At 60.4% G+C, this 14,519-nt stretch carries 11 protein-coding genes and 6 pseudogenes; 4 read left to right on the top strand and 13 right to left on the bottom strand.

Features of this window, described 5'->3' with window-relative positions:
* On the bottom strand, window positions 1-254 hold a 254-nt coding region (locus NKH13_RS32255), incomplete at its 3' end, for a twin-arginine translocation signal domain-containing protein (protein ID WP_352916867.1).
* Window positions 255-700: 446 nt separating this feature from the next.
* Between NKH13_RS32255 and NKH13_RS32250 the strand changes: the two genes are divergently transcribed.
* The 3 genes and pseudogenes from NKH13_RS32250 to NKH13_RS32240 form a co-directional block, all read left to right on the top strand.
* Window positions 701-1,033, top strand: coding sequence for a transposase (locus NKH13_RS32250; protein ID WP_352916871.1), 333 nt, complete (start codon window positions 701-703; stop codon window positions 1,031-1,033).
* A gap of 587 nt (window positions 1,034-1,620) precedes the next feature.
* A pseudogene (locus NKH13_RS32245) lies at window positions 1,621-1,845 on the top strand (IS21 family transposase); the annotation flags it as partial.
* Window positions 1,778-1,990 (top strand): annotated as a pseudogene (locus NKH13_RS32240) (IS21-like element helper ATPase IstB); the annotation flags it as partial. The pseudogenes NKH13_RS32245 and NKH13_RS32240, both read left to right, overlap by 68 nt.
* Window positions 1,991-2,340: 350 nt before the next feature.
* On the opposite strand, the pseudogene NKH13_RS32235 reads toward NKH13_RS32240, so the two are convergent.
* Window positions 2,341-3,219 (bottom strand): annotated as a pseudogene (locus NKH13_RS32235) (MFS transporter); the annotation flags it as partial.
* Between the two features lie 261 nt (window positions 3,220-3,480).
* Here NKH13_RS32235 and NKH13_RS32230 point away from each other — a divergent pair.
* Window positions 3,481-3,735 (top strand): DNA -binding domain-containing protein, encoded by a 255-nt coding sequence (locus tag NKH13_RS32230; protein WP_352916865.1) that lies wholly within the window; start codon window positions 3,481-3,483, stop codon window positions 3,733-3,735.
* A gap of 21 nt (window positions 3,736-3,756) precedes the next feature.
* On the opposite strand, the pseudogene NKH13_RS32225 reads toward NKH13_RS32230, so the two are convergent.
* The 11 genes and pseudogenes from NKH13_RS32225 to NKH13_RS32170 form a co-directional block, all read right to left on the bottom strand.
* A pseudogene (locus NKH13_RS32225) lies at window positions 3,757-4,079 on the bottom strand (DUF2285 domain-containing protein).
* A 145-nt stretch (window positions 4,080-4,224) separates the two neighbouring features.
* Window positions 4,225-4,437, bottom strand: coding sequence for a hypothetical protein (locus tag NKH13_RS32220; RefSeq protein WP_502914604.1), 213 nt, complete (start codon window positions 4,435-4,437; stop codon window positions 4,225-4,227).
* A gap of 172 nt (window positions 4,438-4,609) precedes the next feature.
* Complete coding sequence (locus NKH13_RS32215) at window positions 4,610-5,242, bottom strand: acyl-homoserine-lactone synthase (RefSeq protein ID WP_352916863.1); 633 nt, start codon at window positions 5,240-5,242, stop codon at window positions 4,610-4,612.
* Window positions 5,243-5,335: 93 nt separating this feature from the next.
* Window positions 5,336-6,060 (bottom strand): annotated as a pseudogene (locus tag NKH13_RS35810) (LuxR family transcriptional regulator).
* A 129-nt stretch (window positions 6,061-6,189) separates the two neighbouring features.
* Window positions 6,190-7,068: a pantoate--beta-alanine ligase gene (gene panC, locus NKH13_RS32200; protein WP_352916857.1), complete on the bottom strand. Its 879-nt coding sequence runs from the start codon at window positions 7,066-7,068 to the stop codon at window positions 6,190-6,192.
* On the bottom strand, window positions 7,065-7,901 hold the full coding sequence (gene panB / locus NKH13_RS32195) for a 3-methyl-2-oxobutanoate hydroxymethyltransferase (protein WP_352916855.1): 837 nt from the start codon (window positions 7,899-7,901) through the stop codon (window positions 7,065-7,067). Before panB ends, panC begins: the two co-directional genes overlap by 4 nt.
* A 215-nt stretch (window positions 7,902-8,116) precedes the next feature.
* A complete protein-coding gene (locus NKH13_RS32190) occupies window positions 8,117-8,977 on the bottom strand; it encodes an autoinducer binding domain-containing protein (RefSeq protein ID WP_352916853.1) in 861 nt (286 codons plus the stop codon).
* Window positions 8,978-9,160: 183 nt separating this feature from the next.
* Window positions 9,161-11,311, bottom strand: a complete 2,151-nt coding sequence (locus NKH13_RS32185; protein WP_352916851.1) for an ABC transporter ATP-binding protein — start codon at window positions 11,309-11,311, stop codon at window positions 9,161-9,163.
* A pseudogene (locus NKH13_RS32180) lies at window positions 11,286-12,409 on the bottom strand (ABC transporter permease). Before NKH13_RS32180 ends, NKH13_RS32185 begins: the two are co-directional and overlap by 26 nt.
* Window positions 12,410-12,418: 9 nt before the next feature.
* Window positions 12,419-13,402: an ABC transporter permease gene (locus NKH13_RS32175; RefSeq protein WP_352916850.1), complete on the bottom strand. Its 984-nt coding sequence runs from the start codon at window positions 13,400-13,402 to the stop codon at window positions 12,419-12,421.
* A gap of 91 nt (window positions 13,403-13,493) precedes the next feature.
* The gene (locus tag NKH13_RS32170; protein WP_352916848.1) at window positions 13,494-14,519 is read right to left on the bottom strand and encodes a Gfo/Idh/MocA family protein; all 1,026 of its coding nucleotides are present in this window, start codon (window positions 14,517-14,519) and stop codon (window positions 13,494-13,496) included.

Genomic DNA, 14,519 nt, shown 5'->3' with positions numbered 1-14,519 from the left:
GATTTCACCATCAACTCAATCGCGCCAGCGTTTGCATCCTCGGTGATCGGAGTCACCTTGATACCTGTCTCAGCTTCGAATGGTTTGACAAAGGCCTCGATGGCGGCTTTACCCCCATCACCGCCCCCCACAGTCACCCTTAACTCACCCGATGATTGCGCCGAAGCCGGGCGAACGACGGAGGACAGTGCCCCGACTGCGATAGCCGACGACGTCGCTTGCATAAAACGTCTGCGATTTGTCCAAAAGCTCATTTTAGTTCCCCTTTTTTAGTGCTCAACGTTGACCACGTGTACGTTCCCGAATATTGTGTATTTTACGGCCTGAAGCACGTTGTAAGCGATGATCGTTGGCACGAGAGTTTTCGTCAAATGCAGTTTAGATATAGCGTCATCTAGAAGCGAGATGGTCCCGACAACTGAGATGAGGTCATGTGAATCTGGCCTCGTTCTTTTGGTGGCGTTCAGGGCGGAGGTCGGCCGATGCGACAGCTCCCATGATGTGCCGGACCCGCGATCTGCTGGTGCGGCTGCGTAGCCAGTTAATCAATGCAATCCGGGGTCATCTGACCGAGTATGGCTGGGTGGACACCGAAGGTCCGACGCATGTTTAGTTGCTTGGCCACCTGCTCGGGGCGAGTTGAGCTCGTCTCTCCCAGAGGCAGCCAGCCCCATGTTCCGCACCTTGCTCGAGCTCCTGGATCGGCGACCTCGACAAGGAGATCGCACGGCGCGCCCGAGAGGATGCGATCGCCAGACGGCTCACGACTATACCGGGCGTGGGCCCGATTACGGCCACAGCGATGGCCGCGCTCGCCCCGCCGGCCGAGACGTTTACGAAAGGACGAGACTTCGCCGCAGGGCCCGGCTCGGCGCTACGGCAGCTCTCGACAGGGGGTAAGCAAAAGGTGGGGTCGAACCGCGGATACGGGCCCGCAGCCTCTGGAGCTGCATCAGAGGCCGGACAGATGGCAGCATCCGACTACGTCAATCCTCGAGATGCCACTTGCGTCTTATGGGGCGTCCACAGATGAGAAGCCGCTATCAGCGCGATTTTGCGAGCGCGCCTCGTTCTCAACTAATAATCATCTCACGCAGCTGCTCTGCAGCTGACCGAGCGGGACCGCCCGGGACGGTATCCGCCGAGGTCCCCTCTACGGTTTGCGCGATGCTCAGGAAAACTCAGGTTGCCTGAACAAGCTCGGATCCGGGCTCCGGCGTGGGCGAAATAGTTTTCAGCCAGGAGGCCAGAAGGCTCAGCCCCAAGAAAACGTGAGTTACGCGATGTCTTGTAACAAGATCCTTCATGGCATGCTCGAAGAACATTCCCGGAGACCGCACGGCGGCCACCCATTCAATCAATCCTTCGCCCTGATTCGACTTGCTTAGGCGCTTTGGCAATAGTCAACGCATTTGTCGGCCAGCCAGCCGTTGGACTGAACGCGGTGACCTGAGCTTGGAGCCGGGCGCGGAGGATATCCTGAAGTCCGGCATGACCTTGCACATGCCAAATATATTGTGCAGCGAAAACGGCTACTTATTCGGGCTGGCGCTCACGTCCTAGTGACAGAGCGTTGTGCGGAACTACTGAGCCAAACACCAGCCACGCTCTATCGCGCATGATGCCGTCTCGTCGGCGGCGGTGATCCTCAACATCCTGGCCCGCAGCCGCGATCCAGCGCCGGGCGCAATCCTTTCCATCCCACAGGCACTGAAGCTGGCTCACGAGCCCATCGCCGACTGCGCCCGTTATGACAGTCTCAGGAGGACAAGCAGCCATGGAACGCACCGAGGTTCTGGAACTGATGGGAGCGCTGAAGCTCTACGGGATGCGCGCGGCCTATGACGAGATCATGGGCGTTGCCATCAAGCGGCAGCACGAGCCGCCGAGGATCGTCGGCGATCTGCTCCAGGCAGAGATATCGGAGAAGCAGGCTCGCTCCATCAAATACCAGCTCGCCGTCGCCAAGCTGCCACTGGCCAAGGACATCGAGACTTCAACTTCGCCGATGGCCGAAACCGCCTGAGCCTGGCGAAGGAAAGCGGGCTCGGTTCACGAGCACCCGGCGTGCGCTGTCAGGCGCGCGGGCGCCATTCAGCTGCAGCTCGAGTTCGCCAAACGATCAGTTTCGGGCGACCGGACCCGCGAACACTGCTTCTCTGCGGCGGCCTGATCAAGTCGCAGGGGTCAACGTTCAGTGCGGCCGCTCGCTCTCAGATGAGCAGGGCGACAATCCTGCTTTGCAGAACCAAAACAATTGCAGAGGGCGTAACGCGACCCCTTCTTTGGTAAGCCCAGCGTTATCGCGCCTGTTCCTCGGTTGACAGGTTCATCATAAAATCACCTCGGAGGACGAGATACGAATGTCGAGGCACGGGAACGAGCTGCCTCGGTCGTACGTTCGATCGAAAGCTCCGTGCGTGGAGGAAGTTCGCCATCATGCAGCGCGAGAAGATGTTCGTCTGCTTCTTTGTCCGCTGCCGTGAGCCGATGATTCAGACGAAGAAGAGTCCATCCAGGTTGGCGTGCGGAATGTCTCTGTCCAGAGTGAAGGCGTTTGGAGGTTGCGCTGGAGCGTCCAGTTTCGTGCGCCGGCACGGCTAAGAGCGTGGCGCTTTGCGCGCATGCAGCCGAGAAAGGCGTCGATATTCTTCTCGGATATGGAATAGTCGACCTTGGCAACGATCGGGCCACTCCTGGGCTTCAGATCGAGTGCCAGCTCCGGTGCGGGAAAATCCGAACTTTCCTGATCGGTTTCTTCCCATGGACGTATCGGCAACAGTATCCCCGCTGCCGCAACCAGCACCAGAGCCCCCGCGGCCCCCTCCAAAGCCCAGGTCAAGGAGTAGTTCTGCGCGACGGAACCCCAGATCCAGCTGCCGGCGGCCATACCGCCAGCGCTCAAGGCGTAGTAGATCGAGAGCGTGCGGCCGACAACCCACCGTGGGCTTGCCAGTTGCACCGACACGTCAATGCCGGTCCAGGTGATCAGCCAACCCGCGCCGCCCAAGGCAAGCGCGACTGCCGCCACAGCGACCGACGATGTCAGTGCGAGGCCAAGGCAACATGCTGCACAGGCGACAGAGGCGAACGCCACCAGCCTGTTTTGGGACGTGATCCGCCTCAGGAAGCCGTTGCTCATGCCCGCGATAAAGCCCCTATTCCGAAGCCGGCCAATAGAGTGCCGTAGATGATCGGGCCGCTCTTCAACTGATCCCGGAAGCTTGGCTGAGACCAGACGCCTTCCGTTGGTCGACTATCAACTGGACCAGGCGCACATGCCTGGGCGATCGAAGTGTCTTTTGCATGCCTGCCGGCCCTTGACGAAACCGCCAGACCAACTAAATCGAAATCCAGATAACCAGAAAATCTGGTTACTTGGGCGCGAGGCAGCGGCTATCCGCCAAAGGCCTAGCGTCATTTTTCGTAACCGCGCGGCGGGCACACTGAGCCCGGATCAGACATTGACGAGCAAAGAATATGGCTCCACCGATCTCCGACGAAGTGCCCTGGTCCGAACGCGTCACGCCTTACGACGAAACTCATTTCATCATCTATCTGCGGCTGCTTGATGCCAGCGCAGACGGGGCCACCGAAGAGGAGATGTCGCGCGTCGTCCTCGGTATTGACCCGGAGAAGGAACCCGAGCGCGCGCGAAATGCGGTGCGAAGCCATCTCGGACGGGCGCGGTGGATGACCGAGACAGGCTATCGGGATCTGCTTGCAACTCACTAGCGTCCGAAGCTTGAACCTTAGTTATTTGAGGAACTGTCGATAGCCGCCACCCATCAGATAGCGGCCGCGTCGGACGGCCCTACGTACCTGATCGCGAAGATGGCCGCCTGGATGAGACCAATCTCTTCGACACGCCATTGCCCGGACAGCGCGACGGCGATCTCCTGATGAGATGCCCCGGCAAGCGAACCATCCAACGCCTGCAGCACGACACGCAGACGCCGAGCGCGGGGCTCCGGTGGAAAATGAGCGGCCGTGAAACCGCCGCTGCCGTGGAGATCATTCAGGCACTGAAGGGCCGCGAGATGGAACTTCAGGCGCCGCGGAGGCGCGATCGCGTCCACAAATAGCCGCAACGGGCGGAGCACGCAGGGACCGGAAACGGCGAGCTGCAGGCTCCGGCAATCCTCCCTCAGCAGCACGTGCTGCACGCCGGCCGGTGTCAGCAAGATGTCCTTGCCGCATGAGAGCGAAGATAGGTCAAGCGATTCACAATCGCGCTCGAGCCCAACCGGCTCCGCGGCCGCTTGCAGGACATGGGCGCAGCCGCGCGGATCCCAAAAGACCCTTGCTGACGTGGCGTCCAGCTGCGGCGCGTCCGCGAAAGAGAAGGCTCCATTGCAAGAGAGCCGAGGCTCGTGTCGTCAGTTCGATGATTTTCGTATCGGCGCGTCTTCGGACAATGAACGCGGGCGGCGCCATTTTGGCGTGGTCGCGCTGGAATTGCGGATTGCGCCGAAGAAATTCCCAAGCTCAGGCTGCGCGCGGTAGTCGGTTGGCATAGTCATATGCTCCGTGACGGCGCCAGTCACGGCCATCCGTCGCGCCCATGGGCGAACGAGTTGTTTTCATGGCTAGGATGTCCGTCGTTGCGCTATGCCGGCAGGCTGAGGACCGGTTGCCACAGTACCGGCCCGCTCAGGTGCCCTCTCCAGCGGACGCGCATGAGGCTCGCGTGGGAAACCTCAAGATAACCCGCCACCGCATTGGTAATGCCGACGGCCTGCGGCTGTCCGATCCGCGACAATGGCCATGATGCGAGGCGAAGGATCCGCTCCATGCGGATATCCGTCACGGTCACGATCCGGCTAAGGTCGTTTGCCAGGCCAAATTCGATCATGCCCGCGAAGAGCTCGTAGGTTTCCCGGGCCAGCCCGCCCGCTGCCTTGGGCGCTGATGGAGGCAGATCGAGCGCGAAACGGCTGCTCTCCCATATATCGGAACTTGCTGGAGCAGGACTTGCGCCCAGCAACACCGGGAAAATATCGCGCAGCATTGTTGGTCCGGTGGCGGGCAAAAGGCGAACGCAGCCGCGAATTCGCCAGTCGGATCCCTTGAGCAACAGATAGACAGGCTTTAATTCATCGAATGCGTCCGTTTCCATTTCACCTTCGGTTTGCACCTTCCAATTGAGCCTTTCCTTGAAAACCCGATACCTGAGGCCGTGCATCTCCTTGAGCTCGCTTGCGAACTCACCGTAAAGGTCCGGCGTTATCAGTTGCATCATGGTAGCCTCCGTGTGGGATATGTTCCCGCCATCGAAGGGCAAAGTCGCAAGTGATGCAGCCTGTAGAGGTTTACAGCTATCAGAACGGAAGAATCAGGATATCGCCCGACCGGAAGCGCTCAGCCGTGCAATGGCCTGGTTGATCGTTCGCACGCCAAGCTTTTCCTTTGCATTCTCCAGATGGAAGGTCACGGTGCGCTTTGAGACGCCGAGGATCTGGCCGACGTCCCGAGCCGACTTGCCGCGCGCCGCCCATTTCAGGCATTCGAACTCTCGTGGTGTCAGCACTATGCCGTCCACCACACGGCCGTCCTCGAGCTTGCGCCGCACATGACTATGAAAGTCGATCGCCATAAGCTGCAGCGCTTTTTCATACCGCGTCAGTGACGGCAAAAAAGGCGGACGGGACTCGTCGGAAGCAAAGGTCAGTGCGGCAAACCGCCCACGACGATCATGCATGGACATCGTTAATCCGCCACGGATGCCAAACTGAGCTGCTTTTTCCAGAATCTGTTGCTGCGACGTCGGCAGACACTGCCACCCGCGATCCACGCCCCAATCAAAAGTATCCCAGCCTTGCAGCCGCGCAGGATCACCGGATCAAGACTGTGGTAGCGCTGTTGCAGATAAACTGATGTCCAGGACGAAGGGTAGTTTGAGATCAATCGGGGTGCGTCGCCGGAAGCCGATAGGTAAGTGAAATAGGCGAAGAGTGGAAAGTCGAAGCCGGCTGCGGCAGACGCCATTGCCTTACAGAGATCGGCCGCATCCACGCTTGCAGAGAGTTGCTCGATGAAGGTTTCAAATACGCGATGCATGTGTGCTTTGCGTAACCCTGCGCTTGCTTCCTCACAAAGACCTTGGCGTCAAAGACGAGTACCGTTTTGGAGCCAGCATCTCCGGCTCTGCTTGCTTCCTGTCAGCTGATACTCTTTGCGTGACGCAGCTCAACCGTGCACCTTGGCAGCAACTGGAAAAGTCAGCGATACTTTAACGTTGTCGATGAGCCGTGTTTCACCAAGCCAGGCGGCTGCGAGAAGGCGGGCCGGTCGATCGATACTTGCTATCGGTTGCAGGTCTGCCTCGCCGCGGAGTTCCAGGTATTCGACCTCGCGATAGCCTGCGGACAGGATTGCTGCGCGCGCTTTGGCAAGCATTGGCAGGACGGGAGAGCCGCGCGCAAGTTGCTCCGCCGTCTCGAGCAGGACCGAGGCGAGCTTTGGGGCAACGGAGCGCTCTGCTGGCGAGAGCCGGACATTGCGCGATGACAGAGCCAGACCATCGGCTTCGCGGACTGCCGGACAGGGGACAACGGTGATCGGAATATCGAGGTCCTGGACCATGCGCCTGACAAGCTGAAGCTGCTGGAAATCTTTCTCACCGAAAAAAGCGAAATCAGCGCCCGTCTGCAGGAAGAGCTTGGCGACGACGGTCGCCACGCCATCGAAATGCCCAGGCCGGAAGGCGCCGCACAGGCCTTCGCTGAAGCCGGACACTGACACGGTCGTGGCAAAGCCTGCCGGATACATGTCCGCCGCATCCGGAACATAGAGCAGGTGTGCGCCTACCGGAGCAAGCTTTGCCGCATCCTCGCTTTCCGTGCGCGGATATGCGGCGAGGTCGGCGGCACTGTTGAATTGCTTCGGGTTGACGAACAGTGTCACGATCACACGATCGGCCTTCTGAAGCGCAGTACGCGCGAGACTTAAATGCCCTTTGTGCAAGGCGCCCATGGTTGGCACCACGGCGATGCTGGCGCCAGAACGGCGCCATCCCGCAACAACGGTGCGAAGCTCGGCAACAGTGCGGACGATCGGCACGCTCATGCGGCGTCTCCCGCCTTCGACGCATCGGCGTAGAGATGTTCGGCCGCCGGAAAGCGCCCTTCCCGCACGTCGGCCGCATAGGCCCCTATGGCGGCATCGGCCTCCGAACCAAGTTCGGCATAACGCTTGACGAATTTCGGCCGAAACTCGGTAAACATGCCCAGGATATCGCCCACCACGAGGATCTGCCCGTCACATGCGGCCGAGGCGCCAATCCCGATGGTAGGAATTGTAACTTCCGCGGTTATTTTCCGGGCCAGCGGCTCTAGTACTTTTTCCAGCACAACGGCGAACGCACCGGCTTCGGCAATAGCAATCGCGTCACGAAAAATCCTTTCTGCGTCTCCGCCCCCGCCCTGGACCTTGTAGCCGCCAAACACATTGACGGATTGTGGCGTCAGCCCGACATGAGCCATCACCGGGATGCCGCGATTGGCCAGGAAGCGGATCGTCTCAGCCATGGTCTCGCCGCCCTCGAGCTTGACGGCCGCACAGCCGGTTTCGGCCATGACGCGCGCGGCATTGCGGAAAGCCTGCTCGGGGCTTTTCTCATAGGAGCCGAACGGCATGTCGACGACCATCAGAGCCCGTTCAAGGCCGCGGCGCACCGCCTTGCCGTGCATGATCATCATGTCGAGCGTGACACTGAGGGTTGACGGCAGACCGTGACGCACCATGCCGACGCTGTCGCCGACGAGAACGATGTCGCAGTGTCGATCAACCAGCTTCGCGATCGGCGCGGTATATGCCGTCAGGCAGACGAGTGGAGTCTGGCCTTTCCGCAAGCGCATATCCGGCGGTGTAATCGCCTTTGTATCACCAGTTGCGCTCAACCCACGCCTCCTTCCCTTGCGTTACCCACCGCAGGTGTCGCGTTTGGCACATTTTTGTGCAAGTGCGAAGAGCTAAAAATGGCCGTGCAACCGTGCGGTGTTGACGTGTGCTCAGGCGCGCTTACATTAAATCGATTAAGGCGCCCCCGAGCTTGCTACCACTTTCGCGAACATGGACGATCAGGCAACAGGAACCAGGAAAGACAGAGCCGCCGTCAGGCCGACGAAGTCAAAGTGGAACTGATCGCCTTTGTCGTCGCCGTAAACGACAGTGAACCCTGTGATATGTGGCCAAACGCCGTCCTGATCGGGATCGTAATGCCCGACCGGATGCCAAAATCGCCTGCCTCAGCGTAGAAGGCGCGAGCGCGGACTGTCGATACCTTCCTCGGGCTTGCAGCCGCCCACGAAAAGGCCTCCATTCTCGCCCGCGCGGTCGTGACGACTGGATCGATATTCTTGTAGCCGCGTTCCAAATAGCGTTGTTGCCACTCAACCGGGTAGTTCGATACTGCGTAGGTCCGCACTGACTGGACATTGAGATAGGCATAGCAGTCGAAGCCGAGCTCACGGACGGCATCGGTGAGCGCTTCCTTCAACATCGCCTCTGTTTTTGCCAGTGACGAGATATTGGACAGCGTCTGGAACCAGGTTCTCAACACTCGAACCTCCTTAATCGACCTTCTCCGTTTTTGCTGCTGTTGATTTTCCGCCGAAACTGAGCCGGGATGTGCCATCCGGATATGCGGATCACCTCCTCTCAAACCCACAATCGCCGACGCGCTGTAAAGGCCCCCATCCAGCGCTTGGAAATGGCGCCCTGCCAGTGGGGAGGACACCGGCAGGGCGCGCCGCGCATAGGTCTCGGTCGCGTGACGACCGGACAGCGGCGGCAGTCTGTAGCTTCGGCAGGGCCGATTTCGGCCGCTCGCGCCCACCGGTAGGCCAGGGCGGTGAACCAACCATAGACGCAGAGAGTAGGTGGACGCCTCCAAATCTTCGGGCTGCGCAGCGCCGACAGAAAGGTGCCGGACACGAGAAATCGACCCTCCCATTGGCTGGATCAATTTCGCCATCGCTCGCCTGCGCCCTTCGTGATGTCGAGCGGTCAAGATTGACAGTCCGGAAGAGCGGTGAAGCTGGGCCGTCTCGGTGCATGCTCATACGTTGATCCTCCAATTGCCCGGGCTCCCACCCCAGAAGACATAAACACAGCTACGCAATCTAAAGCTCGCGCATAGATATCCTTTGGCGCTTCATCACGGCCGGCCCAACAGTTTGAGACTATACGCATAATGACAGGCCGCTCTGCGACCATCCTTCTGGAGCGCCAGCACAGGCACTTCGGTAACGCATCTTGTGCCGTCGGAATACCGGCAGCGGGTATGGAACGGGCAGCCGCTGGGCGAGTTCGACGGATCGGGAATTTCGCCCATCAGTACGATCCGGTGTTCCTTCACATTGGCATCGGGGTCCGGCACAGGCACGGCGCTGAGCAGCGCTTCGGTGTAGGGATGCATCGGCCGCTCGAAAAGGCAGTCTGTCTCGCCGATCTCGATTACCCGCCCCAGATACATGACGGCGGTGCGATTGCAGATCTGCCGGACAACGCTAAGGTCATGAGCGATGAACAAATAGGTAAAGCCGAATTCCTTCTGCAGGTCGTCGAGCAGGTTGAGAATCTGCGCCTGTACGGATACATCGAGCGCCGATACCGCCTCGTCGCAGATGATGATGCGCGGCTCCAGGGCCAGGGCGCGGGCAATGCCGATGCGCTGGCGCTGGCCGCCGGAAAGGGCATGAGGATAGCGATGCCGGTATTCAGCCCGCAGCCCGACCCGCTCCAGCAGTTCGCAGACCCGTGCCTCGAGCGCCGCTCCAGACAGGATCTTGTTGACCAGCAGCGGCTCAGCGATGATATTGCCCACGGTGGCGCGCGGATTGAGTGAAGAATAAGGGTCCTGAAAAATCATCCGAATATCGCGGCGTGGGGCCTTTAGGTCCCGGGACTTGAGGTGAGCCAGATCGACCACGGAACCGTCGCGCCGGTGGAAATTCACCGCGCCGCCAGTCGGCTCGTAAATGCGGATGATACTCTTGCCCAGCGTCGTCTTGCCCGAGCCGCTTTCGCCGACAATGCCGAGCGTTTCGCCCTCGCGGATGTCGAGATCGATACCATCCACCGCCCGGACGGCGCCGACGGGACGGCGCAGCCACCCCTTGCCAATGCCGAAATGCATCTTGAGATCTTTGACCTCGATGATCGTCCCGCCAACCTGAACCAGATCAGGCGCTTTATCCGCTATCTGCCGCAGCTTATCTATTTTGGCCGGCTGCCCAGTCAGCGGCACTCCGGCTCGTTCGGGAGCGTAGAGCCAGCATTTGACATCGGTGCCATTGGCAAGCGATACGGTCGGTGGCTCCTCGACGTCGCACAGGCCTCGGATGCACAATTGGCAACGAGGGTTGAAGCCGCATCCGAGTGGGCGGTTGAGCGGATCGGGAACCGTGCCCTGAATGGACTCCAGCCGCCCAAGCCCGCCATCCGGCCGTGGCGTGGAGCGCAGCAAGGCCTGAGAATAGGGATGTTGCGGGGAATGGAAGAAATCCCGCACGTTCGCGCGTTCGACCACCGCGCCCAGATACATCACCACTACCTCGTCGGCCATTTCCGCCACCACGCCCAAATCATGGGTAATGAACATCACGCTCATGCCGTAATCGGTTCGCAATTCACGCAGCAGGTCGAGAATCTGTGCCTGGGTGGTAACGTCGAGGGCCGTTGTCGGCTCGTCGGCAATGAGGAATTGCGGACGGTTAATCAGGGCCATGGCGATCATCGCCCTCTGGCGCATGCCGCCTGAGAGCTGAAACGTATAGGCGTCAAGGCGTATTTCGGGACGCGGAATGCCTACGCGCGCCAGCATGTTGGCAGCGCGGCGACGGGCCTCCTGATGGCTGACCTGGCCGTGTAGATGGATCATCTCGGTAATCTGGTCGCCAATCGTGTGAATCGGCGACAGCGATGTCATTGGTTCCTGAAAGATGAGCGCCATGTCCTGACCACGCAGGCTGCGCATCCTGAGGCCATTGGCCTCTTCTCGGGTCAGATCGACAATGCTGCCGTCGCCGGCCCGGAACCGTGCCTCGCCGGCGGTGATCCGGCCATTGTCCGGAAGCAAGCGTAAGAGGGCGCGGGCGGTGATGCTCTTGCCGCAACCGCTTTCGCCAACGACGCAGACGGTCGATCCGCGCCTGAGCTTCAGGCTGAAACCGTCCACGGCGCTGACGATGCCGTCCTCCGTCTTGAGGTCGACGGCCAGATCGCGAACGTCGAGGATATAGTCGTGGTCCGCCGTGGCCGCCACCGGCTGGGCGCCCAGGCTACCTTGAGTATGGATCTGCAGCATCGCGAATACCGTCTCCGAGGAAATTGAAAGCAAGGACTGCGACGATCACGGGAATTGCCGCCAACAGCAGCCAGGGTGTCATTGCGATCGCCTGCACGTTCTGCGATTGCTGCAGCAGGACGCCCCAGCTGATTGCCGGTGGCCTGAGGCCGAGGCCTAGAAAGCTCAGTGCGGTCTCGCTGAGGATCATTGCCGGCACTGCCAGTGTCGTGGCCGCGATAATGTGGCTGAGAAAGGACGGCACCATGTGCTTGAAGATGACGCGCGGCTCAGATGCCCCGTCGAGACGAGCTGCCGTCACGAAATCCTCGGTGCGCATGGACAGAAACCGTCCGCGCGTGACGCGGGCGAGGTCAGTCCAGCCGATCAGCGAAATGATGATGGTGACGGCGAAATAGACCTGCGTCGGCTCCCAGTCCGGCGGCACCGAGGCGGCGATGCCCATCCACAGGGGAATGGTCGGAATTGAGTTCAGGATATCGATGATGCGCTGGATGGTCTCATCCACGAGGCCGCCATAGAGTCCGGATGTGGCCCCCAGCGTCACGCCCAGAAGCAGGCTGATGGTGACTCCGACCAGGCCGATGGTCATTGAGACGCGGGTGGCGAACACCATGCGAGAGAAGAAATCGCGTCCCTGCACGTCGGTGCCTGCGAGGTTGAGGGCATTGTTGCCGGCCTCATCGGTGGCCGTGACCAGATGAATATTGGTTGGGAAAGGCCGAAGAGGTGGTACTGAAAGCCTTTCCCGAAAATTCGCACTGGAATACGGTTCTCGGGATCGGGAGTATAGACAAGCTGGAAGGTTTGCGGATCGCGCACGCGCTTCAGGCCCAGCACATGCGGTTCGAATCGGCCTTCGTTGAACAGGGCGATAGGCTGCGGCGGGATCAAAGAACGGGTCGCGGAGCCGGCCTCAGGATCGGCATAGGCGAAGAATCCTGCTCCGACCGAGATCACGTAGAGCAGCAACACAACAACGCCGCCAACCACCGCCAGGCGATGCCTGAGGAAGCGCCGCCACATCAGAGTCCATTGGCCGGCACAATAAACGGATTCGGCGTGACTATTGGCTCGGGAAGACACAATATCTGTCATGTCGGGCTCCTATGTCATCCTTATCCGGGGATCGGTAATGGCGAGCAGCAGGTCGGAAAGCAGCGTGCCGATCACCGTGAGCACGCCGAGCAGCAGCACCACGGCGCCTGCAACGAACATGTCCTGACTGATCAGTGCCCGGTACAGCACTGGCCCCACCGTTGGCAGGCCCAAAACTAGCGAGACGATGATGGTGCCGGAAACCACATAGGGCAGTGTATGGCCGATCGTGCTGATGAAGGGATTGAGAGCTACCCTGACCGGATATTTCATGATGGCGCGCCACGGGCTCATGCCCTTGGAGAGCGCCGTCACCAGATAGGGCTTCTGCAATTCATCGAGGAGGTTGGCCCGCATGATGCGGATGATCGGGCCGCAGCTTGCCAGAGCCAGGATGCCGGCCGGCAGCGGCAGATGGCACAACAGGTCCCACAGCCGCGCCCAGCTCCAGGGTGCATTGGCATATTCGGGCGAGAACAGGCCGCCAACGTTGAGGCCGAAATAGGCAAAGCCGATGTAGCTGATGACCAGAGCACTGAGGAAACTCGGCACTGCCAGCCCGATGAAGCCGATAACCGTGGCGGCATAATCGCCGATGGAATATTTTCGGACCGCTGAATAGATGCCGATCGGCAGCGCCAGCACCCAGCTCAACAGCAGAGCGGCGATGGAGAGCACGGCTGTGAGAAGCAGCCGCTCCCCAATCAATTCGGAAATCGGCTTGCGCCATTCCATCGACATACCGAAATCGCCGACAGCTACGCGGCTGATCCAGAGCAGATACTGCGTCCAGACCGGGTCGTCCAACCCGTAAAGGGCACGCAGGGCCGCTTCCTGCTCGGGCGTAATGTGTTGGCCAGCGGAGGTCAGGTCCAGCACATAGCTGGTGACGTAATCCCCCGGTGGCAGCTGGATGATGATGAAGCTCAGCAGCGAGATAACGATGCAGGTCAGTATCGCCAACAGAAAGCGCCGGATGAGATATTTGACCATCGTGCTTTTCCCGCTCAGGCGACGTAGCGGTCGGGCGCGGCAGCCAGATCGCTGCCGGCCATTGAATTGAGCATAGTTAGGCGTATGCGGCTCATGCTCGCGTCCTCATCGGTTCGGTGTCGGGAATCAGCACAGGCTGGCCGGAGGCAGCGGATTCGTCAGCGGCGAAGCACAGTGTCAGGGACGCCAGTGCATCTTCGCCGGAAACCACCACGGGCCGATTATTGACGATGGCATCCACGAAGGCATCGACGCAGCCCTTAGTGCCGTCCTCCAAACTATTGCCGAGAGTCGGCAGATAGCGCCATTCGTCTTCGCCATCGTGGGAATAGCGGTCGCCGATCACCATGCCCTTGGTGCCGATGATCCTGATCTGGTCAGGGACTCCTCCGGCCTTGGGCCAGCGCGCCACATAGGTGGCTCCCACCTGGGCGACGCAGCCGCCGATAAAGTCAATGGTGGCGATGACCGTTTTCTGCCGAGGAAAATCGAGATCGCCCATATGGTTGCCGCTGGCATAGACGCGAGAGGCCTGCTGGCCGACGATGAAGCGCACAAGGTCCACTTCGTGGATGCCGGTGCCGGTCAGCACCGAGCGGTCCGCTTCCCGGCTAGCATACCAGGGAGAGTGGGCGAAATGGTCGCGCTTATCCGCAATAGAGTCCAGCCGCACACTGATGATATCACCGAAATAGCCTTCGGCGACCAGTTGGCGCAGCATCTGGAAACGAGCCCGGAAACGCGCTTCGTGAGCGACCATCAACTGCTTGCCGCTCGCCTGCCCGCTGGTGACGATCGCCTCGGCGTCCGCCCGAGAATTGGCGATCGGCTTGGTCAGCAGCACGTGGTGGCCCGAGGCCATCACCTGTTCGACATGGGCGCGATGCATGTGATCTGGGGTGACGATGCTGACGATATCGGGACGCTCTTCGTTCAGCATCGTCGCGATATCGGTGTGGAAGGCGGCCAGCTTCGGCAGTTCATGGCGCACTTCATCGAGCCGCGCGGGATCCGGGTCGCATACCACGACCCGCTCGACGGCCGGATTTTGCAGGTAATAGTTGGCATGGAGCCGGCCGAGGCCGAGCCCGATGACAGCGGCGGTGAGGCGCTTCAT

This window comes from Mesorhizobium sp. M1348, from assembly GCF_040317925.1.
Classification (GTDB): Bacteria; Pseudomonadota; Alphaproteobacteria; order Rhizobiales; family Rhizobiaceae; genus Mesorhizobium.
This window is presented reverse-complemented; position numbering and strand designations above follow the sequence as displayed.

What these genes read in the sequence shown, in the direction of transcription:
- NKH13_RS32215 (WP_352916863.1), bottom strand. Translation starts at nt 5,242, where the DNA reads ATGATGCAACTGATAACGCCGGACCTTTACGGTGAGTTCGCAAGCGAG.
- panC (WP_352916857.1), bottom strand. Translation starts at nt 7,068, where the DNA reads ATGAGCGTGCCGATCGTCCGCACTGTTGCCGAGCTTCGCACCGTTGTT.
- NKH13_RS32185 (WP_352916851.1), bottom strand. Translation starts at nt 11,311, where the DNA reads ATGCTGCAGATCCATACTCAAGGTAGCCTGGGCGCCCAGCCGGTGGCG.
- NKH13_RS32190 (WP_352916853.1), bottom strand. Translation starts at nt 8,977, where the DNA reads ATGGCGAAATTGATCCAGCCAATGGGAGGGTCGATTTCTCGTGTCCGG.
- NKH13_RS32175 (WP_352916850.1), bottom strand. Translation starts at nt 13,402, where the DNA reads ATGGTCAAATATCTCATCCGGCGCTTTCTGTTGGCGATACTGACCTGC.
- NKH13_RS32220 (WP_502914604.1), bottom strand. Translation starts at nt 4,437, where the DNA reads ATGGCGCCGCCCGCGTTCATTGTCCGAAGACGCGCCGATACGAAAATC.
- NKH13_RS32230 (WP_352916865.1), top strand. Translation starts at nt 3,481, where the DNA reads ATGGCTCCACCGATCTCCGACGAAGTGCCCTGGTCCGAACGCGTCACG.
- NKH13_RS32170 (WP_352916848.1), bottom strand. Translation starts at nt 14,519, where the DNA reads ATGAAGCGCCTCACCGCCGCTGTCATCGGGCTCGGCCTCGGCCGGCTC.